This is a genomic window from Pseudomonas sp. 06C 126, assembly GCF_001855215.1.
GTDB lineage: Bacteria > Pseudomonadota > Gammaproteobacteria > Pseudomonadales > Pseudomonadaceae > Aquipseudomonas > Aquipseudomonas proteolytica.
On the sequence record NZ_MIFU01000088.1, the window covers coordinates 46,480 to 67,638 of the forward strand.

Consider the following 21,159-nt stretch of genomic DNA (forward strand, 5'->3'; position numbering starts at 1 on the left):
ATGCTAGAACAGCGCTGATAATTTACCTAGCCTATTCTCGGCGTGTATTAACATTCATCACCGATATATGATCGGCGTATGAAAACCTAACAAGAAGAGCGCAACGAAATGAATCTGAGCAAGGTCGACCTCAATCTTTTCATCGTGTTTGACGCGATCTACACCGAAGCCAACCTGACCCGCGCCGGGCAGATCGTCGGCATTACCCAGCCGGCGGTATCAAACGCCCTGGCGCGCCTGCGCGAGACCTTCAACGACCCGCTGTTCGTGCGGACCGCCCAGGGCATGGTGCCGACCCCCATGGCCCAGAACATCATTGGCCCGGTGCGCAATGCCCTGTCGCTGTTGCGGGTGTCGGTGCAAGAGAGCCGGATCTTCAACCCCTTGCAGGCGGCCAAGACCTACCGCATCAGCATGACCGACCTCACTGAAGCGGTGATCCTGCCGTCGCTGTTCCAGCGCCTGCGCCGCCTGGCGCCCACGGTGATCATCGAAAGTTTCCTGTCCAAGCGCCGTGAAACCACCAAGGAACTGGCCGCCGGCCGCCTGGATTTTGCGGTGGACGCGCCCCTGAACACCGACCCGCAAGTGCGCCACGTCAAGCTCATGGAAGACCGCTACGTGTGTGCCATGCGCAAGGGCCACCCGATGGCGGGCAAAGAAAAATTCAGCCTGGATGACTACCTCTCGCTGACCCATATTCATATTTCCAGCCGACGCAATGGCCTGGGCCACGTCGACCTGGCCCTGGGCAAGATGGGGATCCAGCGCAAGATCGCCCTGCGTTCGCAGCATTACCTGATGGCCTCCCAGGTATTGCAGCAGACCGATATGGTGATGACCGTGCCCGAGCGCTTTGCAAGGCGTAACGAGCTGCACTCGTTCAACCTGCCGGTCAATGATGTGCCGCCGGTGGAAACCCACCTGTACTGGCATGAAAGCACCGACCAGGACCCGGCCAACCGCTGGATGCGCGAACAGATGATCGAACTGTGCCAGCAGGTCACGGCGCGTGAGAAGAAGCTGGACCAGCAATCGACCTGACCTTGCCGGCTCCTGCAATGGGCTTGATTCGCTTGACGTTTACGTCAAGCAGCCATTAGCGTAGCGCCGAGACCCTCCTTGAGCGCCACCATGAGCACGACCTACAGCATCTCCGACCTGGCCCGCGAGTTGGACATCACCACCCGGGCCATTCGCTTCTATGAAGAACAAGGCCTTCTGAGCCCCGAACGCCGTGGCCAGGAGCGTATCTATTCGCCTCGGGACAAAGTCAGCCTGAAGCTGATCCTGCGTGGCAAGCGCATCGGTTTTTCCCTGGCCGAGTGTCGCGAGCTGATCGAGCTCTACGACCCCACCAGCGGCAATCAAAAGCAATTGCACAGCATGCTGGCGAAGATCAGCGAACGCCGTGAGCAGTTGGAACAACAGTTACTGGACATCGAACAGATGAAGCTGGAACTGGACACCGCTGAAGAACGTTGCACCCAGGCCCTGGAACAGACGATCCAGAGCCAGGTCGGCCAACCCCAATAAAAAGGTAGATCCCATGTCTCTCCCCTCCCATGTGCGCCTGGTCGAAGTCGGCCCGCGCGACGGCCTGCAAAACGAAGCACAGCCCATCAGCGTGGCCGACAAGGTGCAACTGGTCGACGCCCTCAGTGCGGCGGGCCTGGGTTACATCGAAGTCGGCAGTTTTGTCTCGCCCAAGTGGGTCCCGCAAATGGCCGGCTCAGCCGAGGTGTTTGCGCAGATCCAGCGCAAGCCGGGCGTGATCTACGGCGCGCTGGCGCCGAACCTGCGCGGGTTCGAGGACGCGCTGGCGGCCGGGGTCAAGGAGGTCGCGGTGTTTGCCGCAGCGTCGGAGGCGTTTTCCCAGCGCAATATCAATTGCTCCATCAGCGAGAGCCTGGAGCGCTTTGCGCCGATTATGGCGGCGGCGCAGCAACAGGGGGTGAGCGTGCGCGGCTATGTGTCCTGCGTGCTGGGTTGCCCTTACGAGGGCCAGGTGGCGCCGGAACAAGTCGCCGCCGTGGCGCGAGAGTTGTATGCCATGGGCTGTTACGAGGTGTCTCTGGGCGACACGATCGGCACCGGCACCGCCGGCGCCACGCGCCGTATGTTTGAGGTGGTGGGCAAGGACGTGCCACGGGCAAAGCTTGCCGGGCACTTCCATGACACCTACGGGCAGGCCATCGCCAACCTGTATGCCAGCCTGCTGGAAGGTATCAACGTGTTCGACAGCTCTATCGCCGGCCTCGGCGGCTGCCCCTACGCCAAGGGCGCCAGCGGTAACGTGGCCACCGAGGACGTGCTGTACCTGCTCAACGGCCTGGGCATCGAGACCGGTATCGACATGGACAAGCTCCTAGTGGCGGGCCAGCAGATCTGTTCGGTACTCGGCCGCCCCACCGGCTCACGCGTGGCCAGGGCCCGTAGCGCCAGTTGAGTAGCGTGCCCGTGGCGATGTGTTACCTCGCGGCTACACATCGGGTAACACGGGAACATATTTTGTCGCATTCTCTGAAGTAAATTTCCTACTAAAAAATTAAATCATTGATTTTAAAGGCTTTTTAAAAGTTGGCACGGCTTCTGCTATCTCTATCGCATAACAAGAATAAAAAGCACCAAACCTAATAAAAATAAGACGTAACGACTCTGACATAACAAAAACAACACGGCAGAGACGCAGCTAACAGATTTTTTTGGAGAAGATGTGCTTCGCAGGGTACGGCGCAAGCCGCCACTCGCAACCGGGCAGAGAACAATAAATCTACCTCAAGGTAGCTACCCACTGGTTGGATCGCGTGCGAAGAAGCAGATCAGCGCTCAAAAAAATACGTTTGCTCTTGACCCCGGATGGGGGTCGCCAAAAACAGCGGTAAAGGGCCACGGTTGCCAAAAACAACAATAGACCGCCCCTCAATAATAAAAAAAGAGCACGTGACAACAAATTAAAGGGGAGCTTCGGCTCCCCTTTGTGCTGCCTGGGTGAAAAGTTATTGTGGGAGCTGGCTTGCCTGCGATAGCGGTGTGTCAGCTACTCAATTGTTAACTGATAAACCGCAATCGCAGGCAAGCCAGCTCCCACAATTTAGATCGGGGTGATCAGGGCTTCAGCGTTCGCAGTTCCTCAACTGTAATCTCGCGCATACGAAACTTCTGGATCTTGCCGGTCACTGTCATCGGAAACTCTTCGACAAACCGGAAATGCTTCGGCGTCTTGAAGTGCGCAATGCGCCCCTTGCACCAGGTTTGCAGCTCCAGTTCGTTGGCAACCTGCCCCGGGTGAAACTTGATCCAGGCCACGATCTCTTCGCCGTAGCGCTCATCGGGAATGCCGATGATCTGCACATCGGCCACCGCCGGGTGGGTGAAGAAGAACTCCTCCAGCTCCCGCGGGTACACGTTCTCGCCACCGCGGATGATCATGTCCTTGTTGCGCCCGGCGATGCACACGTAACCCTGCTCATCCATGCTCGCCAGGTCGCCCGTATGCATCCAGCCCGCCTCGTCGATGGCTTCGCGGGTGCCCTCGGGGTTGTTCCAGTAGCCGAGCATCACGCTGTAGCCACGGGTGCACAGCTCGCCGATCTGCCCGCGCGGCACGGTGTTGCCGGCTTCGTCGATGATCTTGCTTTCCAACTGGGGTTGCGTGCGCCCGACCGTGGTCACGCGCCGCTCCAGGTCGTCATCGGCCCCGGTCTGCAGCGACACCGGGCTGGTCTCGGTCATGCCGTAGGCGATTTGTACCTCACTCATATGCAGGTCGCTGATCACCCGGCGCATCACCTCGATCGGGCAGGTGGAGCCGGCCATGATCCCGGTGCGCAGGGTCGACAGGTCGAACGTGCCGCGTTGCGGATGATCGAGCATCGCGATAAACATCGTGGGTACGCCGTAAAGGCCGGTGGCGCGTTCTTCGGCCACGGCGGCCAGGGTCAGCAGCGGGTCGAAGCCGTCATTGGGATAGATCATGGTCGTGCCATGGGTGATGCAGCCCAGGTTGCCCATGACCATCCCGAAGCAATGGTAGAGCGGTACGGGGATCACCAGGCGGTCCTGGGCGCTCAGGCCCAGGCTTTCGCCGACCATGTAGCCGTTATTGAGGATGTTGTGGTGGCTGAGGGTGGCGCCCTTGGGGAAGCCCGTGGTGCCGGAGGTGTACTGGATGTTGACGGGTTGATCGAAGTGCAGGCTGGCCTCGCGGTAATGGAGCTGTTGCGGGGGGATGCCCGTACCCAGGGCCGACAATTGCGACCAGGGCAGGAACCCCGAGGGCGGTCGCGCATCCAGGCTGATCACCCCGCGCAGCTCGGGTAACAGCTCGCAGCGCAATTGGCCAATGCCCTGCTCCGCCAGTTCCGGTACCAGCGCCTGCAGCATCCCGTGGTAGTCGGAGGATTTGAACGAACCGGCACAGATCAACCACTGGCAGCCCGATTGCTTGAGCACGTATTCCAACTCGCTACTGCGGTAGGCGGGGTTGATGTTGACCAGGATCACCCCGAGCTTGGCACTGGCCACCTGGCTGATGCACCACTGCGCGCAGTTCGGCGCCCAGATGCCAAGACGATCCCCGGCTTGCAACCCCAGGGCCAGCAGAGCGCGGGCGTGCAGGTCCACAGCTTCGGCCAATTGCTGCCAGGTGTAGCGCAACTGCTGATGGCGCACCACCAGGGCCTCGCCCTGCGGGTACTGCGCCACCGTGCGGTCGAATGCCTGGCCAATGGTCATGGCCAGCAGGGCCTTGTCCTGTGGGCCACGGCTGTAGCTCTGATTCGGTTGATCCATGACGACCCCTATTGTCTTTTTTGTAGGTGGACGGTGCGCCGGTCAGGCGCGAGCTTGACGTTAACGTAAGCTACGATTGACAGTCATGCAACGCAAGTTTACGTTAACGTAAAGGTGATCGCCCAATGGCGTCGCCAGCCCCACAACAATAATGTTTATAGGTGCCCTCCCATGAGTTACCCGACCCTGAACTTCGCCCTCGGTGAAACCATCGACATGCTGCGCGACCAGGTGCAGGCCTTCGTGGCCAAGGAGCTGGCGCCCCGGGCAGCACAAATCGATATCGACAACCTGTTCCCCGTGGATATGTGGCGCAAGTTCGGTGACATGGGCCTGTTGGGCATCACCGTGCCGGAAGAATACGGCGGTGCCGGCCTGGGTTACCTGGCCCACGTGGTGGCCATGGAAGAAATCAGCCGTGGCTCGGCCTCGGTGGCGTTGTCCTACGGCGCGCACTCGAACCTGTGCGTCAACCAGATCAACCGCAACGGCAGCCACGAGCAAAAGCTCAAGTACCTGCCCAAGCTGATCAGCGGCGAGCACATTGGCGCCCTGGCCATGAGCGAGCCCAATGCCGGTTCTGATGTGGTCTCGATGAAGCTGCGCGCCGATAAGCGCGGCAGCGTGTATGTGCTCAACGGCAGCAAGACCTGGATCACCAACGGTCCCGATGCCCACACCTACGTGATCTATGCCAAGACCGACCTGGAAAAAGGCGCCCATGGCATCACCGCGTTTATCGTCGAGCGCGACTCGAAAGGCTTCAGCCGCAGCAACAAGTTCGACAAGCTGGGCATGCGCGGCTCCAACACCTGCGAGCTGTTTTTCGATGACGTCGAGGTGCCTGAAGAAAACATCCTCGGCGCGCTCAATGGCGGCGTCAAAGTGCTGATGAGTGGCCTGGACTACGAGCGCGTGGTGCTCTCCGGCGGACCGACCGGGATCATGCAGGCCTGCATGGACCTGATCGTGCCGTATATCCACGACCGCAAGCAGTTCGGCCAGAGCATCGGCGAGTTCCAACTGATCCAGGGCAAGGTCGCCGACATGTACACCCAGCTCAACGCCAGCCGCGCCTACCTGTATGCCGTCGCCCAAGCCTGCGAACGCGGCGAAACCACACGCAAGGACGCGGCCGGGGTGATTCTGTACAGCGCCGAACGCGCCACGCAGATGGCCCTCGATGCAATCCAGATTCTCGGCGGCAATGGCTATATCAATGAATTCCCGGCCGGCCGCCTGCTGCGCGATGCCAAGCTGTATGAAATCGGCGCGGGCACCAGTGAGATCCGGCGCATGTTGATTGGCCGCGAACTGTTCAACGAAACCCGCTGAGGGAGTGCACCATGGCCACCCTGCACACCCAACTCAACCCACGCTCGGCAGAATTCGCCACCAACAGCGCGGCAATGCTCAAACAGGTCGACGCCCTGCACACCCTGCTCGCCCAGGTCCAGCAAGGCGGCGGCAGCAAGGCCCAGGAGCGCCACACGTCCCGGGGCAAGCTGTTGCCGCGCGAACGCATCAACCGCCTGCTCGACCCGGGCTCGGCATTCCTTGAGCTCAGCCAACTGGCGGCGTATCAGGTCTACGGTGAAGAGGTGCCGGCCGCTGGCGTGATCGCCGGGATCGGCCGGGTCGAAGGCGTGGAATGCATGATCGTCGCCAACGACGCCACGGTAAAAGGTGGCTCCTACTACCCGCTGACCGTGAAAAAACACCTGCGCGCGCAAACCATTGCCGAGCAGAACCGCCTGCCCTGCATCTACCTGGTGGATTCCGGCGGCGCCAACCTGCCGCGCCAGGATGAAGTGTTTCCCGACCGCGAGCACTTTGGGCGGATCTTCTTCAACCAGGCCAACATGAGTGCCCAAGGCATCCCGCAGATTGCCGTGGTCATGGGCTCCTGCACCGCCGGTGGTGCCTATGTGCCAGCGATGGCCGACGAAGCGATCATGGTGCGCCAGCAGGCGACCATCTTCCTCGCCGGCCCGCCGCTGGTGAAGGCCGCCACGGGCGAAGTGGTCAGCGCCGAAGACCTTGGCGGTGCCGATGTGCACTGCAAGGTCTCCGGGGTGGCCGACCATTACGCCGACAGCGACGAACACGCCCTGGCCCTGGCCCGACGTAGCATCGCCAACCTCAACTGGCGCAAACAGGGGCAGTTGCAGCAGCGCACGCCAGTCGCGCCGCTGTATGCCAGCGACGAGTTGTATGGGGTTATCCCGGCCGACGCCAAGCAACCGTTCGATGTGCGCGAAGTGATTGCGCGGGTGGTGGACGGCTCGGTCTTCGATGAATTCAAGGCGCTGTTCGGCACCACGCTGGTCTGCGGTTTTGCCCATTTGCATGGCTATCCCATCGCGATCCTCGCCAACAACGGCATCCTCTTCGCCGAAGCTGCGCAAAAAGGCGCGCATTTTATCGAACTGGCCTGCCAGCGCGGGATTCCCCTGCTGTTCTTGCAGAACATCACCGGCTTTATGGTCGGCCAGAAGTACGAAGCCGGTGGCATCGCCAAGCACGGCGCCAAGCTGGTGACGGCGGTGGCCTGCGCCAAGGTGCCGAAATTCACGGTGATCATCGGTGGCAGCTTTGGTGCCGGTAACTACGGGATGTGCGGGCGCGCCTATGACCCGCGCTTTTTGTGGATGTGGCCCAATGCCCGTATTGGCGTAATGGGCGCCGAACAGGCAGCCGGCGTGCTGGTGCAGGTCAAGCGCGAGCAGGCCGGACGCAGTGGCCAGGGGTTCAGCGCCGAGGACGAAGCGCAGATCAAGCAGCCGATCCTCGACCAGTACGAGACCCAGGGCCACCCCTATTACTCCAGCGCCCGCCTGTGGGATGACGGCGTCATCGACCCTTTGCAAACCCGTGACGTGCTGGCCCTGGCCTTGTCCGCTGCGCTGAATGCCCCCATCGAGCCGAGCCGCTTCGGCGTGTTCCGCATGTAATTGGAGCTGCACCCATGAGCGATTTCAACACCGTTGAACTGGTGAACGACCCCCGTGGCTTTGCCACGCTGTGGTTGAGCCGGCAAGAGAAGAACAACGCGTTCAACGCCGAAATGATCCGCGAGCTGATCATTGCCCTGGATCAGGTGCAAGCCGACGCAACCCTGCGCTTTTTGCTGATACGCGGGCGCGGCAAGCACTTCAGCGCCGGCGCGGACCTGGCCTGGATGCAACAGTCGGCCGAACTGGATTACCACACCAACCTTGACGACGCCCGCGAGCTGGCAGAGTTGATGTACAACCTGGCCAAGCTGAAAATCCCGACCCTGGCCGTGGTCCAGGGCGCGGCGTATGGCGGCGCCCTGGGCCTGATCAGTTGCTGCGACATGGCCATTGGTGCCGATGATGCGCAGTTCTGCCTGTCGGAAGTACGCATCGGCCTCGCACCGGCGGTCATCAGCCCGTTTGTGGTGCAGGCGATTGGCGAGCGCGCGGCCCGGCGTTATGCCCTCACCGCAGAACGCTTCGACGGCCAGCAGGCACAGGCGATCGGGCTATTGGCGCAAAGCTATCCCTTCGATGAGCTGAATCAGCAGGTCGAGCAGTGGACCGCCAACCTGCTGCTCAACAGCCCGGCCGCCATGCGCGCCAGCAAGGACTTGCTGCGTGAAGTCGGCAACGGCGCGCTCACCCCAGCGTTGCGCCGTTACTGCGAAAACGCCATCTCACGCATCCGCGTCAGCGCCGAGGGCCAGGAAGGCTTGCGCGCGTTTTTGCAAAAGCGTGCACCCAGCTGGCAGTCCCAGGAGCCTCGTTCATGAGTTCACCGTTGATTACCTGCGTGCTGGTGGCCAACCGTGGCGAAATCGCCTGCCGCGTCATGCGCACGGCCAAGGCGATGGGCATGACCACCGTTGCCGTGCATAGCGCCACGGACCGCAATGCGCGCCACAGCCGCGAAGCTGATATCCGCGTGGACCTGGGCGGCAGCAAGGCCGCCGACAGCTACCTGCAGATCGACAAATTGATTGCCGCCGCCAAAGCCAGCGGCGCCCAGGCGATTCATCCTGGCTATGGCTTTCTTTCCGAAAACCCGGGCTTTGCGCGGGCAATTGAAGAGGCGGGGCTGATTTTTCTCGGCCCGCCGGCTTCGGCCATTGATGCCATGGGCAGCAAGTCCGCCGCCAAGGCGCTGATGGAAACCGCCGGTGTGCCGCTGGTGCCGGGTTACCACGGTGCCGGGCAGGACCTGGAGACCTTCCGCCAGGCCGCCGAGCGCATTGGCTACCCGGTGCTGCTCAAGGCCACCGCTGGCGGCGGCGGCAAGGGCATGAAAGTGGTCGAGGACGAAAGCCAGCTGGGCGAAGCCCTGGCCTCGGCCCAGCGTGAAGCGCTGTCGTCGTTTGGCAATGGGCAGATGCTGGTGGAGAAGTACCTGCTCAAGCCACGCCACGTGGAGATCCAGGTGTTTGCCGACCAGCATGGCAATTGCCTGTACCTCAATGAGCGCGACTGCTCGATCCAGCGTCGCCACCAAAAGGTCGTCGAGGAAGCACCCGCCCCCGGCCTCAGCCCTGCCCTGCGCCAGGCCATGGGGGAAGCGGCGGTACGTGCGGCCCAGGCGATTGGCTATGTGGGCGCCGGCACCGTGGAGTTCCTGCTGGATGCGCGCGGTGAGTTCTTCTTCATGGAGATGAACACCCGCTTGCAAGTGGAACACCCGGTGACCGAGGCCATCACCGGCCTGGACCTGGTGGCCTGGCAGATTCGCGTGGCTCAAGGCGAGCCGCTGCCAATGACCCAGGAGCAGGTGCCGTTGCGCGGCCACGCCATCGAAGTACGGCTGTATGCCGAAGACCCGACCCATGACTTTTTACCGGCCACCGGGCATCTGGCGCTGTACCGCGAATCGGCCCCAGGCCCGGGACGCCGGGTAGACAGCGGCGTGGAGCAAGGTGACGACGTGTCGCCCTTCTACGACCCGATGCTCGGCAAGCTGATCGCTTGGGGCGAGGACCGCGAACAGGCGCGCCTGCGCCTTTTGAGCATGCTGGACGAGTTTGCGGTCGGCGGCTTGAAGACCAACCTGGGTTTTCTACGGCGCATCATCGGCCATCCGGCGTTCGCCGCAGCGCAGTTGGATACCGGGTTTATCCCGCGCTATCAGGAACAACTGCTGCCTGTTGCAAGCGCGTTGAGCGATGAGTTCTGGCAGGCGGCTGGCCACGCCTTCATACAAAGCCAACTGCCTCGACTGCGGGACGACGATCCCGCCTCACCGTGGGCTGCGACACAGGGGTTTCGTGCAGGCCTGCCTGCCGAGACATCACTGCACCTGAGCTGCGACGGCCAGGACCGCCTGGTGACGCTGCAAACCACCACTGCGCCGCAACTGCGGGACGAACACCTGCTGATCGAAGACGCCGGTATACGCCGCTCGCACCTGGCGGTGCGCCAGGGGCAGACGCTGTTCCTGCGCTGGCAAGGTGAGATGCGCAGTGTGACGCTGTTTGATCCGATCGCCGCGGTCGATGCCGGGCAGGCGCATCAGGGCGGCCTGACTGCGCCAATGAACGGCAGTATCGTGCGGGTGCTGGTGGAGGTCGGCCAGACGGTTGAAACCGGTACGCAATTGGTGGTGCTCGAGGCGATGAAGATGGAGCACAGCATCCGCGCGCCCCATGCAGGTGTGGTCAAGGCGCTGTATTGCCAGGAAGGCGAAATGGTCGGCGAAGGCAGCGCCTTGGTGGAGCTGGAGGCCCAGCCCTAGAACTTCACCGTGGCTTGTACCACCACGCCGATGATCCGGCAGTCATCGGTGAGCAACGCCTTTGGGTAGGTCGGGTTGAGTGGCACCAGGTAACGCTGGCCGCTTTCTTCCAGCAGCTTGCGAAACGTCGCCTGACTGCTGCCTGCCCATTGGGCCACCACCAGTTTGCCAGGCTCGGCGTCGAGGGCCGGATCCACCAGGATCATCATCCCATCGGCGATACTCGGCCCGCTCGGCGCGGTCATTGCATCGCCGCTCACCTGGAGCCAGAACGCCTCGCCGTCGGCGTCGTAGTCGCTTGCCTGAAAACGCCCGGGTCCGTAGGCCAGACGCTGTTCGTGGACTTGGCAGGGCTGTTTCCAGTCTTTTACCGGGTAGCGAAAGTACGGGTTGTATTGAACGACCGGCGCGACTTTATCGTCTGCCGGGGCGTGGCCCTTCTCGCGAATCACCAGCGCCGCTTCGAGATACCCCAGGCCCAGTTCTTCGAGCACCCGGTTCATGTCGGCGAGGCTCGGTACACGGCGCTTGCCCAGCCAGTGGCCAATGCCGCCCTGGGACATGCCCATGCGTGCAGCCAGTTGATTCTGCGTGACCTTGCGGGCCTTCATGTTGGCTTTGACCAACGCTATCCATTTATCCATGGGGCAGACAATACCGGGTGTATTCGCGGCGACAATAAACAGTTTGTAGTAATCAATCAAATGACATAAATACAGATCGTATTATTATCAGTCGTACCTGTTCACCTTCCCACCCAGAGCACCCACCCCATGACCACAACCCCGGATCACTTGGACGGTACACCTGATACCGACGAAATAAAGTTCTTGCAGGGCAGCGACGCAGCTCGACGCGCACTGGATTACTACTTGAAAGAAGATACAGACCCTGCATCGGACGATATGGCCTGGTTCGAGGCCAGCCCCACCGTCAGCAGTGAAGAAGCACTGATCCACGCGTCGGACTTGCTGCGCAGCGCCGCCGCCATCGCGTATGAGCTGGCGAACAACAAGCTGGGAGGCACCCGGGACCTGGCGTTTTCGGTGGTGTATTTAATTGATATGGCCAAGGCCATGCTGGAGCGTCCACTGCAACTGGCAGGCGGGAAAACCTCGTAACCAGGTAGGCGTGCAGGAACAGAAGGAAAAATATTTCTATCTGGCAGATAAAAACATTTGACTTGCAAATGATAATGATTATTATTGCAAGCAGCTGGTCGCGAGATCAGTCGATAGACCAAGAGACCTTAGGTCGGACTCTTGGAATATCTCCTCATCAGGCTAATCACGGTTTTTGACCCGGCTCTTTGGCCGGGTCTTTTTTTTGCCAGTTATTCTGGCGTGGCTTCAGGCTAATGAAGACTGTGTGTTGCTTGATGGCGCGCATGGTAGCAAAAGACCATCGCCGAAAGAAAGCCGAGAAAGCGCTCTGGTCCGGTTCTTTCCAAATTAGCACTTGAGAATCAATCTCATAGACTCTAAGCTGCTGCTGCGTCACGGACGACGCCCCCTCCTTTTTCGCAACAATTTGCGTCCCAAACTTTACCCCGCCCCTGTGTAAACTGCCTGTCACATCTCTCATATTCAGGCAACCAGACTATGACCGTGGCCTTGACCTCCCTTAAAATCAGCAGCGATTTCGACAGCGGCAATATCCAGGTGCTCGACACCCGCGATGCCCATCAACCGCTGCTGGCGATCAAACCCGATACCCGCAGCCAGCACTTCCAATGGTTCCACTTCAAGGCCGAAGGTATGCACATCGGTCATACCCATACCTTTCGCCTGAGCAACGCCGGCCAGTCCTCCTACAAACATGCCTGGAGCGGCTACAACGCAGTGGCATCCTACGACCATATCAACTGGTTCCGCGTGCCAACACGCTTTGATGGCGAAACCTTGCACATCGAATTCAAGACCGAGCAAAAACACGCCTGGCTCGCCTACTTCGAACCCTACAGCCGCGAGCGTCACGCCTGGTTGATCGACCGAGCGCTGAACCGCGCAGGCACCCAATTGCTGGCAACGGGCAAAAGCATCGAGGGCCGCGATATCCCCCTGCTGCGCCGTGGCAAGGGCGGTGCGGGGCAACGCAAAGTGTGGATCATCGCCCAGCAGCACCCCGGCGAGCACATGGCTGAATGGTTTATGGAAGGCATCATCGAACGCCTGCAACAGGACGGTGATGATGAGCTGAAAAAACTGCTGGCCGCCGCCGACCTCTACCTGGTGCCGAACATGAACCCGGATGGCGCGTTCCACGGCCATCTGCGCACCAACGCCATGGGCCAGGATCTCAATCGGGCCTGGCAAAACGCAAGCCAGGAGCAGAGCCCGGAAGTGCTGTTCGTCCAACAGCAAATGGAGAAATACGGCGTCGACCTGTTCCTGGATATCCACGGCGACGAGGAAATCCCCTACGTGTTCACCGCAGGTTGTGAAGGCAACCCCGGCTATACGCCACGTATCGAGGCCCTGGAAAAACACTTTCGCAGCCACTTGAGCGAACTGACCCGCGACTTCCAGACCACCCATGGCTACACCCGCGACTTGCCAGGCCAGGCCAACATGACCCTGGCGTGCAACAGTGTGGGCGAGCGGTTCGATTGCCTGTCCCTGACCCTGGAAATGCCGTTCAAGGACAACGACGATGCACCCGACCCGCATACCGGTTGGTCCGGCAAACGCTCGCTGCAACTGGGCAAGGACGTGCTAAGCAGCGTGGCGGATATCGTCGACGTACTGCGCTGACCCTGGCCAACCCGGGGGGCATTCAGCCCCCGGATTGCGCCGCCACCCGCAGACATTCCTGCGGCCCGAGCACCCGGCCATCCGCCGCACGCACTTGCAAGGGCTGCAGGGCCTGCCCGTGCTCTCGGTCCAGCATCAACGAATGCGCCTCGCCCTCAGCGTAAAAAAAGCCCTCGCCCCACTGCCGTAACCCAATGATCACGGCAAACAACCCCCTGCCCTTTTCGGTCAACACATACTCCTGATAAGCACTGCCATCGGAGGCTGGGACGATCTCGAAAATCCCATGGGCCACCAGATTGCGTAGGCGCGCCGAGAGTATGTTCTTGGCCATCCCCAGGCTGCGCTGGAACTCGCCAAAACGGCGGATGCCATCGAAGGCATCACGAATGATCAACAGCGCCCACCCATCGCCAATGGCCTCCAGTGAGCGCGCGACCGGACATTCGGCTGTTTCAAAGCGGGTGAGTTTGACCATGGATGATGCCTGCCTGACAAAAAATGTAGTTGCAATATAAAACCGGAATACTTACCGTACAACTGGTTTCATTTCAAAACTATAACGAGCATCCAACATGCCAAAATCCCCCTTGAGCGGCGCGGTCGTGCTGCTGTTCGCCATTGCCTGCGGGTTATCGGTGGCGAATGTGTATTACGCCCAACCCCTGCTCGATGCCATGGCCAGCACGTTCGCCATGGACCCGGCCACCGTCGGCATCGTCATCAGCCTGACCCAGGTCGGTTATGGCATCGGCCTGTTATTGCTGGTGCCACTGGGAGACCTGCTCAATCGCCGCCACTTGATTGTCAGCCAGTTGTTGCTCTCGACCTGTGCGGTTCTGCTGGTCGCGCTGTCCAGCAGCGGCCCGTGGTTCCTGGCGGGCCTGCTGCTGACGGGCCTGCTCGCCGTGGTGGCCCAGGTGTTAGTGGCCTATGCCGCCCACCTGGCACAGCCCGAGCAACGGGGGCACGTGGTCGGCCTGGTGACCAGTGGCATCGTGGTCGGCCTGCTGCTGGCGCGCACGGTATCCGGGATCATGGCGGACCTGGCCGGCTGGCGTTCGGTGTACCTGTTGTCGGCCGGCCTGACGCTGCTGATGGCACTGTTGCTGTGGCGTGTGTTGCCCGCCGCCGAACAGCCTCGTACGCAGGATTCCTACGGACAATTGCTACGCTCGGTGTTCAGCCTGTTGCGCGAGGAAAAAGTCCTGCGGGATCGTGCAGTGCTGGCGTTGCTGACGTTTGCCGCCGGCACCGTGCTCTGGACGCCTTTGGTGTTGCCGCTGAGCACCCCGCCATTGTCGTTGTCCCACACCCAGATCGGCCTATTCGGCCTTGCTGGTGCCGCCGGCGCGCTGGGTGCGGCCCATGCCGGGCGCCTGGCCGACCGAGGCCGCGCCCAGTGGACCAGCGGTGCAGCCTTGATGCTGATGCTGCTGTCGTGGCTGGCCATCGCCTTCACCCAGTCCTCGTTATGGGCGTTATTGCTCGGTGTGATTACCTTCGACCTCGGCCTGCAAGCCGTGCATGTCACCAGCCAAAGCCTGATCTACAGCGTGCGCCCCGATGCCCAGAGCAGGCTGGTGGCCGCCTACATGCTGTTCTACTCGGCAGGCAGCGCCCTGGGCTCGGTCATGGCCACGATGATGTACGCCTGGGCCGGTTGGCTCGGCGTGTGCGCCCTGGGCGCTGCCATCAACCTGCTGGCCCTGGTTTACTGGCGGCTTACCCTCGGTGCTCAGTCCTTGCCCAGCATGCTTTGCAACACGCCATCACGACGCACCCAGCCATGAAACAACGCCGCCGCCAAATGCAGCAGCACCGTCAGAAACAGTAAATAGGCGAGGTACCCGTGAGCCTTGCGCAACACCGCAAACAACTGGGCATTGGCCGGCACCCACGCCGGCAACTGCACGGTGCTGGAGAGCATCACCGGGTCGCCCGCCGCCGAAATCATCGCCCAACCCAGCAGCGGCAACACCAGCATCAAGCCATACAGCAGCAGATGAGACGCCTTGGCCGCCAGCACCTGCCACAGTGGCAAATCAGAAGGCAACGGCGGCTGACGCGTAGAAAAACGCACCCCCAGGCGCACGATCACCAACGCCAGAATCGCAATACCCAAAGGCTTGTGCAGGTGCAGCAGCCACTCATGCCGTTGAGAAACCGACGCCACCATGCCGGCACCGATAAACAGCATGGCGATGACCATCAATGCCATCAGCCAGTGCAGCAAGCGCGCCAGCGGGGTAAAAAACCGGGATGGGGCATTCATGGCTTCGACTCCTGAACCGCGTTGTGCAGTTGGCTGACTTCACCGGTACGCCGCAGATACGAACTGGCATAGGCGGCAGAACGCGCCGCCAGCAGCGGATCGTTGGACGCTTCAATGCCACTCGGCAGGATCAGCGGATCAAAATTGATATCACGACAATCGCCGCTCAGTTGCGGCTGGCTGCTGTCGAGCACCAGCGTGCCGGCATTGAGCACCGTATGCTCGCCAGCCCACACTTTGCTGGCGTCATCCACGGGGTCAGCGGGGTTGGCCAGGGTGATCAGCAATTGCCAGCGCACGGGGCCGGCGAGCAAGCGTTGTTCCAGGTCCTGTTGCAAGAAATCCGCCCCCGCAGGCGCCGCAGCCTCCTTTGTGTCCTGGCTGATTGGCACCACGCCCCAGCGCACGGCCTGGCGCTGGCCATTGGCGTTGATCAGGTAAAACCCATTGATGCCGTTGTAGGACTCGGTGGCATAACTGGCCGAAGGCTTGGCGGTCTTGACCCATGCCAGAAACGGCGCAGCCTCGGGATGGCTGGCAAAAAATGCCGGCATGCTGGCCGGGTTCGGCTTGCCGGTCACCGGGTCAGGAGCGCCCGCCTTGAGCATCTGGTAGAACGCCTCGGGCGTGCCCACCGGGAACACCGGCATGCTGTTCATCCCGGTGCGCCACTGCTGGCCGTTGGCCTGACTGAACTGCAAGGCCAGGCTACGGATCGGCACGCTGCTGTCGGGGGCATACGGGTTGCCGCTGGGCAAGGCGAAACGCCCGATCACCGGAGTGCGTGCCTCGTGGAACACTTGCGCACTGGAATACGCACGCGCCGCAGGACCGCTCTCAAAATAGCCCGCGACACACACGCCCTTGGAATGGTTGCGTCGGTAGCCGGGGTGAACGCCGTTGTTGGTTTCCAGCGCATTGACCAGAGTCTTGGGCCGCAAACGTTGTGGGTCGAGTGTGCCATTGACGTAGGCAAAGGCTCCCGCCACTGCGCCGACAACCACACCGATAGCGGCCAGGCGCAGCAGCAGGCTTGCACGCCCCAACGGCCGACGTGACGGTGATGAGTGATCTACCATGAAATGCTCCGAGGCCCACGGCCACAGGGGAAGGTGCAATAAGACGCTGCTGACGCAGGCTTATTCCCCTGAAGCTGTAGGTATTTTCAGAACAAGTGGCAAGTAGTCCTATTTCTCGGACTCATCCCACCCCTGTTGGCGGGGCGGCGTGCCAAACCGTTGCTCAGGAATCCCAGATCGCGCCGTAGGCCGGTATGCCCCGGGCTTCCATCTCTTCAACCACCCGGCGGGTCAAGGCCTGGTTGGCAATGCAGATCACCGCTTCGGCCCCTGCGGCTTGCACGGCAGCGTAGGCCAACTGCACCAGATCCGGCTTGCCCCGCACATCGGTGTCCCAGATCACCGCATCGGGTTGTGCCCGCACAATTTCCGCGACTAATTGCGCGCCATAGGTCTTGGCGGGGCTGCGGGTGGACCACACCAGTTGGATCGGTACCTGCGCCGCCAGCAAATGCGGCATCACCGGGCCGATGCCACTCCCTGTGGCGATGTACACCACCGACTTGAACAAGGTCTCGACGTTGGCCACGCCCGCGGTAGTAATCCCCTTGACCCACACATGCGATGGCAAGCGGTCGATATAGCGCCCCGTCCAATCCCCGGCCCGGGAAATAATCAGGCGAAAACCCGGCTGGCCCGGAGCTGGGATATTGGCAAACGAATGCCACTCCAGCAGCGGCTGGAGACTGATTGCAGTGGACGAGCCGGCAAACGGCATGGTGTGGCACAGGCGGGTCACTATTGCATGGTCGGACGGTCGGTGATGACTGACCGCCACCCTGCGCAGGCGCAACCAAGGCAGGGCAATACTCAGGCTCAGCAGGAGCAACACCCAGAACTCCATGGCATGCAGCAGCCTGCCCTGGGGTACCGCCATCAGCGTCTGCGCCCAGAACAGCAACAAGGCTGCCCACCCTGCAAACCGATGCACGCGCTCGAAGCCGTTATGGAAGCGACCGCGAATCCACGGCTGCGCCATCACCACCATCAGCACCAACATCCCGAACAATGCCCCACTGACCAGCAACCACGCCGCCGAAACGCTGTGGGGCTGTTGCAGGTAACGCCATCCCTGGCTGCCGACCAGCAACGCGAACCACAACGTCGCCGCCACCGCGCCACCGCTGTGCAGCCCCCCCAAGTGATAGACCTTGGCCGCATGGCGACGGATGCACAGCGGCCACGTCACGGGGATCCGCGTCGCCAGCCAGAACAACCCGTTGATCACGTACTGCTGGCGCACCAGAATCGCCAGGGCCAGGTTGAACATCACCAGTTTCGACACCACCTGCACATCCACAACAGGCAGCTGCAGGCTGGCCAGCGCAAACCAACCGTTGGCCACCAGCACCAGCGCTACCAGCCGGTTGTAATGAGAAAACAGCGGCGCACCAGACCAACGTCGCCACCCACCAGGCCGTGCAGGCAATGGTATTTCCATCAACCTGTCAATCATGGGCGGCCACCTGCTTGCAGGGCGAGTTGCTGCCCCTCGACGCTGTCGCGCGCCCATTGCAGCAGCAAGGTCTTGTCGATCTTGCCGCGCGCCGTCAGCGGCAGATTCTCCACAGCAAAGATCAACGCGGGAACGCAGTAGTAGGCCAACCGCTGCGCGCAGTACTGCCTGGCAGCCGGAACATTCGCACTGGCCGGCGTCACAAACGCCACAAGGTGCTGACTGTCGAACTTCAGCGTCACCGCCCGGCTACACGCCCCACACGCCTCCAAAGTGCTTGAAACCGCATCCAACTCCACGCGAAAACCACGCACCTTGACCTGATCGTCCACTCGCCCCAGATGTTCCAGGGCCCCGCTGTCGGTCCAGCGTCCCAGGTCCCGTGTGCGAAACATCATGCGGCCCGCCCCCAGGAACGGATCTGGGCAATAACGTTGCGCGGTCAATAGCGGGTTGTTCAGATAACCCGCCGTCACCCCGTCGCCCCCGGCCCACATCTCACCGACCGCCCCTGGCGCGCAGGCCCGCCCGTGTTCATCCAGCACATACACGGTGTTGTTGGGCGTAGGCGTGCCGATGGTCAAGGGTGCCCCCGGCGTGTGCCGATGCAGGGTGTTGACGATGGTGGTTTCGGTAGGCCCGCAGCCGTTGTAGAACACACAATGGGCCGCCCATCGGTCCGCCAGTGCCTGTGGGCACGGCTCACCCGCCACGGCTACCGTCTCGAGGTCGGGGCACTGTTGGGGGTCCAGGGTGCCGAGGATTGACGGCGTTGCGATCAGCACCTGGCAAAGGCGCGCCGTCTGCCCGATATCCTGGGTGCGGATATGCAATGTTGCGCCGTGGGCCAGGCAGCCGAGAATTTCCCAGGCGGCCATGTCGAATGCAATGTTGAGAATCTGCCCGACGATCATGCCCGGCTTCATGCCCAGGTTTCCCGGCGCCGTCAGCAGCACGTTGCACACATTGCGATGGGTCACCTGCACCCCGTTGGGCCGACCCGTGGTACCAGAGGTAAACAATACAAAACACAAGTCGCCGGGGCGGGGCACAACGACGTTCTGGTCTGCGTCCTCTGCCGGCCACGGCGCCTGCGCGAGAAACTCATCCAGGCACACGCACGGCTGATCCGCTGCCAGCGGCAGGCGATCCTTGAACCCCGACAATGTCAGCACCACCTGGCTCGACAACGACTCAAGGATCATCGCCAGCTGGGCCGGTGGGGTAATTCGGGCGTCCTGGGGCACATACGCAGCACCGACTTTCAGCACCGCGAGCATCCCCACCAGCATGGGGATCGAGCGTTCGACAAACAGTGCCACACTGTCGCCCGGCACAACCCCCTGTTCGATCAGGTACGCCGCCAGCCGATTGGCTTGGCGATTCAACTGCCGATAGCTGATGCTCTGGTCCAGCCAGCGGGCGGCTATCGCCTCGGGCGCTGCCGCCGCGTGCGCTTCAAAGGCCTGGTGTATAGAGGTGTACGGCAGTGGGCTGACCGCACCGCATCCCCAGGCCTGGAGGGTATCGCGTTGCCGGGCCGGCAAATGGCCTAGCGCCCTGGTACTGACAAACCCCCCACTCGTTGCTGTTGCCGACATCATAGGCTTACTCCTCATCTGGCTCCTGCCCCACAGTGACCGGGCAGTCAGGGCGCTTGATTGAGGAACTGACACGACATTACAGACTTGCGAGAGGCTACAAACGATAGGGAACGAGGCCATTCACTGAATTTATTTTTCCTACGAATGGAATATCCATCGCTGGCTAGCGTCTCCCTGAGCACAGCCCATTGCCACACACGCGCCGCAGGCCATCCATGCATGAACTCGACGAACAGTTGCGTGAGCTACTCCCCAGGCTGCGGCGCTTCGCCGTCTCCCTGACACGCAACGCCAGCAGCGCTGACGACCTGGTGCAGGCCAGCCTTGAGCGGGCCATCGTCCATTGGCGCGACAAACGCGTAGACGGTGACTTGCGGGCCTGGCTGTTCTCGATCCTCTACCGGCAATTCCTCGATGCACACCGCCGCTCCCGGCGCTACGCGCGAATGCTGGAGTTCTTTACCGGCCGCGATGACGCGCAGCCGTCCGCCGAACGCACAGTGATCGCCCAGACGACCCTGCAAGCCTTTGACCAATTGACGAGCGAGCAACGCGCCCTGCTGCTGTGGGTTTCGGTGGAAGGCTTGAGCTACAAGGAAGTCGCCCACATTCTTGAGGTGCCCATCGGCACCGTGATGTCGCGCCTGTCCCGCGCGCGCCAGGCCTTGCGCCAACTCAGCGACGGTGACATCACCAGCCCTTCCCTGCGGAGACTCAAATGATCAGCCTGCCCCCCAGCGAGCGCGACCTGCACGCTTACGTCGATCACCAGCTTACGGAGCCTGATCGACGCCAACTGGACATCTGGCTCGCCGCGCACCCCGAGGTCGCGGCCCAGGTCCACGCCTGGCAGCAGGATGCCCAGCACCTGCGCGCGGCGCTCGGTGCCCAGCCGGCAGCGAACCCTGGGCTGGACCCGGCGCTGATTCGCCAGCGCCTCAAGCGCCACGCGCGCCGTCGATTCGCCAGCGCGGCCGTGCTGTTGCTCGCGGTCGGGCTCGGTGGCCTGGGGGGCTGGCAAGCGCGGCAGGCCACGCTTATCACCACGGCACTGCCGATGACCGATGCCCTGCAGGCCTATCGCCTGTTCGCCCAAGACCAGATCATGCCCGCCGACTATCAGGTCCACGACAACGGCGATATGCAAGCCTGGCTCGACCGCTACTTCGCCCAGGCCCATCGCCTGCCAGACCTGAGCCCGGCCGGCTTCAACCCCGTCAGCGGGCGCCTGCTCACCACGGACCAGGGCGCAGCGGCGATGGTGCTCTACGAGAACCCACAAGGCCGGCGCATCAGTTTCTATATTCGCCCACCGGGCCCGCAGAACACCTTGCTGCCACGGGGCAGCCGCAGTGCCGACGGGCTCCAGGCCCAATACTGGTCCAGCCCCGGCTACAACTACGCGATGGTCAGCCCAGAGGACGAACCGACCACCCGCTTGCTCAAGCAAACCACACGGTTCTAGGACGCCAAC

20 protein-coding genes are annotated in these 21,159 nt (G+C 61.9%); 12 read left to right on the top strand and 8 right to left on the bottom strand.

Features of this window, described 5'->3' with window-relative positions:
- The first annotated feature begins 108 nt into the window (after positions 1-108).
- The 3 genes from BHC62_RS15945 to BHC62_RS15955 all read left to right on the top strand — a co-directional run bounded on the left by BHC62_RS15945 (position 109) and on the right by BHC62_RS15955 (position 2,449).
- Positions 109-1,044 carry a LysR family transcriptional regulator gene (locus BHC62_RS15945; RefSeq protein WP_029298344.1) on the top strand — a complete coding sequence of 312 codons (936 nt, stop codon included), beginning with the start codon at positions 109-111 and terminating at the stop codon, positions 1,042-1,044.
- A gap of 90 nt (positions 1,045-1,134) precedes the next feature.
- On the top strand, positions 1,135-1,536 hold the full coding sequence (locus tag BHC62_RS15950; protein ID WP_029298346.1) for a MerR family DNA-binding transcriptional regulator: 402 nt from the start codon (positions 1,135-1,137) through the stop codon (positions 1,534-1,536).
- A gap of 13 nt (positions 1,537-1,549) precedes the next feature.
- Complete coding sequence (locus BHC62_RS15955) at positions 1,550-2,449, top strand: hydroxymethylglutaryl-CoA lyase (protein WP_070995483.1); 900 nt, start codon at positions 1,550-1,552, stop codon at positions 2,447-2,449.
- A gap of 659 nt (positions 2,450-3,108) precedes the next feature.
- Here the strand turns inward: BHC62_RS15955 and BHC62_RS15960 are convergent.
- Positions 3,109-4,794: an AMP-binding protein gene (locus tag BHC62_RS15960; RefSeq protein WP_070995484.1), complete on the bottom strand. Its 1,686-nt coding sequence runs from the start codon at positions 4,792-4,794 to the stop codon at positions 3,109-3,111.
- Positions 4,795-4,965: 171 nt separating this feature from the next.
- Here BHC62_RS15960 and BHC62_RS15965 point away from each other — a divergent pair, with 171 nt between their 5' ends.
- The 4 genes from BHC62_RS15965 to BHC62_RS15980 are packed head-to-tail and all read left to right on the top strand — an operon-like array spanning position 4,966 to position 10,518.
- Complete coding sequence (locus BHC62_RS15965; RefSeq protein WP_029298352.1) at positions 4,966-6,129, top strand: isovaleryl-CoA dehydrogenase; 1,164 nt, start codon at positions 4,966-4,968, stop codon at positions 6,127-6,129.
- Between the two features lie 11 nt (positions 6,130-6,140).
- Entirely contained in the window at positions 6,141-7,748 is a 1,608-nt protein-coding gene (locus tag BHC62_RS15970) for a carboxyl transferase domain-containing protein (RefSeq protein ID WP_070995485.1), read from the top strand.
- A 14-nt stretch (positions 7,749-7,762) separates the two neighbouring features.
- Positions 7,763-8,569, top strand: coding sequence for a gamma-carboxygeranoyl-CoA hydratase (locus BHC62_RS15975; protein ID WP_029298356.1), 807 nt, complete (start codon positions 7,763-7,765; stop codon positions 8,567-8,569).
- Entirely contained in the window at positions 8,566-10,518 is a 1,953-nt protein-coding gene (locus tag BHC62_RS15980; protein WP_029298358.1) for an acetyl/propionyl/methylcrotonyl-CoA carboxylase subunit alpha, read from the top strand. The genes BHC62_RS15975 and BHC62_RS15980 overlap by 4 nt, the downstream gene beginning before the upstream one ends.
- On the opposite strand, the gene BHC62_RS15985 is transcribed toward BHC62_RS15980, so the two are convergent.
- Positions 10,515-11,162, bottom strand: a complete 648-nt coding sequence (locus BHC62_RS15985; RefSeq protein ID WP_029298361.1) for a LexA family transcriptional regulator — start codon at positions 11,160-11,162, stop codon at positions 10,515-10,517. The two genes, BHC62_RS15980 and BHC62_RS15985, sit on opposite strands and share 4 nt — an antisense overlap.
- A gap of 129 nt (positions 11,163-11,291) precedes the next feature.
- Between BHC62_RS15985 and BHC62_RS15990 the strand changes: the two genes are divergently transcribed.
- A complete protein-coding gene (locus BHC62_RS15990) occupies positions 11,292-11,639 on the top strand; it encodes a DUF6124 family protein (protein WP_070995486.1) in 348 nt (115 codons plus the stop codon).
- Between the two features lie 166 nt (positions 11,640-11,805).
- Here BHC62_RS15990 and BHC62_RS15995 read toward each other — a convergent pair whose 3' ends face one another.
- Entirely contained in the window at positions 11,806-12,018 is a 213-nt protein-coding gene (locus BHC62_RS15995; RefSeq protein WP_133714916.1) for a hypothetical protein, read from the bottom strand.
- A 101-nt stretch (positions 12,019-12,119) separates the two neighbouring features.
- On the opposite strand from BHC62_RS15995, the gene BHC62_RS16000 reads away from it, so the two are divergent.
- Positions 12,120-13,271 carry a M14-type cytosolic carboxypeptidase gene (locus BHC62_RS16000; protein WP_070995487.1) on the top strand — a complete coding sequence of 384 codons (1,152 nt, stop codon included), beginning with the start codon at positions 12,120-12,122 and terminating at the stop codon, positions 13,269-13,271.
- Positions 13,272-13,293: 22 nt separating this feature from the next.
- Here the strand turns inward: BHC62_RS16000 and BHC62_RS16005 are convergent, their stop codons facing one another.
- Complete coding sequence (locus BHC62_RS16005) at positions 13,294-13,749, bottom strand: helix-turn-helix domain-containing protein (protein ID WP_029298367.1); 456 nt, start codon at positions 13,747-13,749, stop codon at positions 13,294-13,296.
- A 97-nt stretch (positions 13,750-13,846) separates the two neighbouring features.
- Between BHC62_RS16005 and BHC62_RS16010 the strand changes: the two genes are divergently transcribed.
- Positions 13,847-15,064 carry an MFS transporter gene (locus BHC62_RS16010; RefSeq protein ID WP_029298369.1) on the top strand — a complete coding sequence of 406 codons (1,218 nt, stop codon included), beginning with the start codon at positions 13,847-13,849 and terminating at the stop codon, positions 15,062-15,064.
- On the opposite strand, the gene BHC62_RS16015 is transcribed toward BHC62_RS16010, so the two are convergent.
- The 4 genes from BHC62_RS16015 to BHC62_RS16030 form a co-directional block, all read right to left on the bottom strand.
- Entirely contained in the window at positions 15,010-15,546 is a 537-nt protein-coding gene (locus tag BHC62_RS16015) for a cytochrome b (RefSeq protein ID WP_070995488.1), read from the bottom strand. The two genes, BHC62_RS16010 and BHC62_RS16015, sit on opposite strands and share 55 nt — an antisense overlap.
- On the bottom strand, positions 15,543-16,625 hold the full coding sequence (locus BHC62_RS16020; RefSeq protein WP_070995489.1) for a catalase family peroxidase: 1,083 nt from the start codon (positions 16,623-16,625) through the stop codon (positions 15,543-15,545). The genes BHC62_RS16015 and BHC62_RS16020 overlap by 4 nt, the downstream gene beginning before the upstream one ends.
- A 163-nt stretch (positions 16,626-16,788) precedes the next feature.
- The gene (locus BHC62_RS16025) at positions 16,789-18,081 is read right to left on the bottom strand and encodes a hypothetical protein (protein WP_070995490.1); all 1,293 of its coding nucleotides are present in this window, start codon (positions 18,079-18,081) and stop codon (positions 16,789-16,791) included.
- Positions 18,078-19,682, bottom strand: a complete 1,605-nt coding sequence (locus BHC62_RS16030) for an amino acid adenylation domain-containing protein (protein ID WP_070995495.1) — start codon at positions 19,680-19,682, stop codon at positions 18,078-18,080. Before BHC62_RS16030 ends, BHC62_RS16025 begins: the two co-directional genes overlap by 4 nt.
- A gap of 218 nt (positions 19,683-19,900) precedes the next feature.
- Here BHC62_RS16030 and BHC62_RS16035 point away from each other — a divergent pair, with 218 nt between their 5' ends.
- Entirely contained in the window at positions 19,901-20,407 is a 507-nt protein-coding gene (locus BHC62_RS16035; RefSeq protein ID WP_029298379.1) for a sigma-70 family RNA polymerase sigma factor, read from the top strand.
- Positions 20,404-21,150, top strand: coding sequence for an anti-sigma factor (locus BHC62_RS16040; protein ID WP_070995491.1), 747 nt, complete (start codon positions 20,404-20,406; stop codon positions 21,148-21,150). Before BHC62_RS16035 ends, BHC62_RS16040 begins: the two co-directional genes overlap by 4 nt.
- Positions 21,151-21,159: the final 9 nt, after the last annotated feature.

Bases quoted from the DNA above. Each gene is read 5' to 3' on its own strand.
- BHC62_RS16015 (WP_070995488.1), bottom strand. From the start codon at position 15,546: ATGAATGCCCCATCCCGGTTTTTTACCCCGCTGGCGCGCTTGCTGCAC.
- BHC62_RS15950 (WP_029298346.1), top strand. From the start codon at position 1,135: ATGAGCACGACCTACAGCATCTCCGACCTGGCCCGCGAGTTGGACATC.
- BHC62_RS15980 (WP_029298358.1), top strand. From the start codon at position 8,566: ATGAGTTCACCGTTGATTACCTGCGTGCTGGTGGCCAACCGTGGCGAA.
- BHC62_RS16025 (WP_070995490.1), bottom strand. From the start codon at position 18,081: ATGATTGACAGGTTGATGGAAATACCATTGCCTGCACGGCCTGGTGGG.
- BHC62_RS15960 (WP_070995484.1), bottom strand. From the start codon at position 4,794: ATGGATCAACCGAATCAGAGCTACAGCCGTGGCCCACAGGACAAGGCC.
- BHC62_RS15945 (WP_029298344.1), top strand. From the start codon at position 109: ATGAATCTGAGCAAGGTCGACCTCAATCTTTTCATCGTGTTTGACGCG.
- BHC62_RS16030 (WP_070995495.1), bottom strand. From the start codon at position 19,682: ATGTCGGCAACAGCAACGAGTGGGGGGTTTGTCAGTACCAGGGCGCTA.
- BHC62_RS16040 (WP_070995491.1), top strand. From the start codon at position 20,404: ATGATCAGCCTGCCCCCCAGCGAGCGCGACCTGCACGCTTACGTCGAT.
- BHC62_RS15970 (WP_070995485.1), top strand. From the start codon at position 6,141: ATGGCCACCCTGCACACCCAACTCAACCCACGCTCGGCAGAATTCGCC.
- BHC62_RS15990 (WP_070995486.1), top strand. From the start codon at position 11,292: ATGACCACAACCCCGGATCACTTGGACGGTACACCTGATACCGACGAA.
- BHC62_RS16035 (WP_029298379.1), top strand. From the start codon at position 19,901: ATGCATGAACTCGACGAACAGTTGCGTGAGCTACTCCCCAGGCTGCGG.
- BHC62_RS16005 (WP_029298367.1), bottom strand. From the start codon at position 13,749: ATGGTCAAACTCACCCGCTTTGAAACAGCCGAATGTCCGGTCGCGCGC.
- BHC62_RS15955 (WP_070995483.1), top strand. From the start codon at position 1,550: ATGTCTCTCCCCTCCCATGTGCGCCTGGTCGAAGTCGGCCCGCGCGAC.
- BHC62_RS15975 (WP_029298356.1), top strand. From the start codon at position 7,763: ATGAGCGATTTCAACACCGTTGAACTGGTGAACGACCCCCGTGGCTTT.
- BHC62_RS16000 (WP_070995487.1), top strand. From the start codon at position 12,120: ATGACCGTGGCCTTGACCTCCCTTAAAATCAGCAGCGATTTCGACAGC.
- BHC62_RS15985 (WP_029298361.1), bottom strand. From the start codon at position 11,162: ATGGATAAATGGATAGCGTTGGTCAAAGCCAACATGAAGGCCCGCAAG.
- BHC62_RS16020 (WP_070995489.1), bottom strand. From the start codon at position 16,625: ATGGTAGATCACTCATCACCGTCACGTCGGCCGTTGGGGCGTGCAAGC.
- BHC62_RS16010 (WP_029298369.1), top strand. From the start codon at position 13,847: ATGCCAAAATCCCCCTTGAGCGGCGCGGTCGTGCTGCTGTTCGCCATT.
- BHC62_RS15965 (WP_029298352.1), top strand. From the start codon at position 4,966: ATGAGTTACCCGACCCTGAACTTCGCCCTCGGTGAAACCATCGACATG.